The 1,719-nt window shown below is 46.8% G+C and carries 2 protein-coding genes and 1 pseudogene; all 3 read left to right on the top strand.

Going from position 1 to position 1,719, the window contains the following annotated elements; all coding sequences use genetic code 11:
* Nucleotides 1-394: SMI1/KNR4 family protein (locus BZG79_RS15995; protein WP_199878110.1), on the top strand; the 394-nt coding region annotated here is incomplete at its 5' end.
* 295 nt (nucleotides 395-689) lie between these two features.
* Nucleotides 690-752 (top strand): annotated as a pseudogene (locus BZG79_RS16990) (hypothetical protein); the annotation flags it as partial.
* A 217-nt stretch (nucleotides 753-969) separates the two neighbouring features.
* Complete coding sequence (locus BZG79_RS16875) at nucleotides 970-1,719, top strand: RHS repeat-associated core domain-containing protein (protein ID WP_242414230.1); 750 nt, start codon at nucleotides 970-972, stop codon at nucleotides 1,717-1,719.

Below are 1,719 nucleotides of genomic sequence, written 5' to 3'. Positions count from 1 at the left end.
TGATGAAATAACCAATTTAGAGAGGGTTGCTGGTTTTAAACTGCCAGAAGAGATGAAGGAAATTTATAAAAATTATAATGGGGGGCAGCCTCAGCCATCTTTTGTTCATGATGATAGAAACTTCTACCCAATTAATTCATTTTATTCTATATCCGAGGTTGTTGAGTCGTTTAATGAATTTGACGATGAATCATTACCTGTTGGTTTCAGAAAGCATGAAATGTTACCTTTTGGCTATGATCCAGGCTCTGGTATCTATTCGATATCTTTACGGGAAAATGACTTTGGTACTGTGTATTTCTATGTGTTGCATGAAGAAGCCGAAATCTTTGGTGTATGGAGCTCATTTAAATCGTTTATTGAATCAATAGTTGACGAACCTGAAGCTCTATAAAAAGCCTGCGGGTTCAACCACGAAGTGCAACACTCTCGTCTGCAGCCTGACATAACTTGTTAAAGATAACGTTAGGCTGGCTAAAAGAGGRTATCCATAGTTCTGTGTCACCGATTCATTACAATCGGCATAGTTGTCGCTCCGCCCTTCGACTTTGCTGATTAACTGCGGCAGCGTCACGTTCCAGTATTACATTGGAGGTATCCACGTTTCTGATGCTTCCAACATACTTGCGTGCAGCGCCAAAAACTCCGCCATGACCGCACAGGCCGTGTACTAGACCCCCTTAACTCACATTGAACTGCCCAACGGCACGCGGTATCGCTACCGCTACGACCCCTTTGGGCGACGTATCGCCAAAGAATGTGCGCACAGCGACACACAGACTCACTACCTGTGGGACGGCGCGCACATCGTGCAGCAGCAACAGGCCACGGCTGATGGGCAGGTGTTGCAACAAACCGAATACCTCTACGAGCCCGGCAGCTTCCGCCCGATGGCGCAAGTCACCCACCATAATCAAGGTAGCGAGCTGCATTACATCGTGACCGACCACGNCCGGCAGCTTCCGCCCGATGGCGCAAGTCACCCACCATAATCAAGGTAGCGAGCTGCATTACATCGTGACCGACCACGCGGGCACACCGCAAGAGCTGTGTAATGAGCAAGGTGATATTGTCTGGCGGGGAGAGCAAGCGCTATGGGGCCATTATCACGGGCAATCACAACGGCACTGGCAACGACGCGAAGAAGCGGCCAACGACAGTATACAGTGTGACCTTCGCTACCAAGGGCAAATCGAAGACTCGGAATCGGGCCTTTACTATAACGTAAACCGTTATTACGATGCAGACAGTGGCCAGTATCTTAGCCCAGACCCAATAGGGTTTGCGGGAGGATTAAGGCCACAGGCGTATGTTGCCAACCCACTAGAGTGGGTGGATCCGTTGGGGCTGACGAGTTGTGAGCTTGCTAAAAAGATGGAAGAGTCGGGAGTTCCTAGACCTAAAGACTCAGCAGTTCACCATATTGTAGGGGAAACATCAAAAGGAGCTAAGCCTTCTAGGGATATATTGAAAAAGCACAATATCGATATTAATGTTGCAGAAAATGGTGTTTTCCTTCCAAACAAAAATAACCAAGATAACATGTCAGGTATTTTGCATAATGGCAGACATCCTGATGATTATATAACAGCAGTAAATGTTAGAATTGAACAAGCTGATATAAGAGGTGGTAAGCCGGAAGTTCTCAATGAACTAAAGAGTATCAGGGATGTTCTTTCCAATGCAGGACGAGACTCAAGCTGGTACACAATATTATGA

The sequence above is a fragment of the Salinivibrio sp. MA427 genome, from assembly GCF_001996115.1.
Lineage (GTDB): Bacteria > Pseudomonadota > Gammaproteobacteria > Enterobacterales > Vibrionaceae > Salinivibrio > Salinivibrio costicola.
This window is presented reverse-complemented; position numbering and strand designations above follow the sequence as displayed.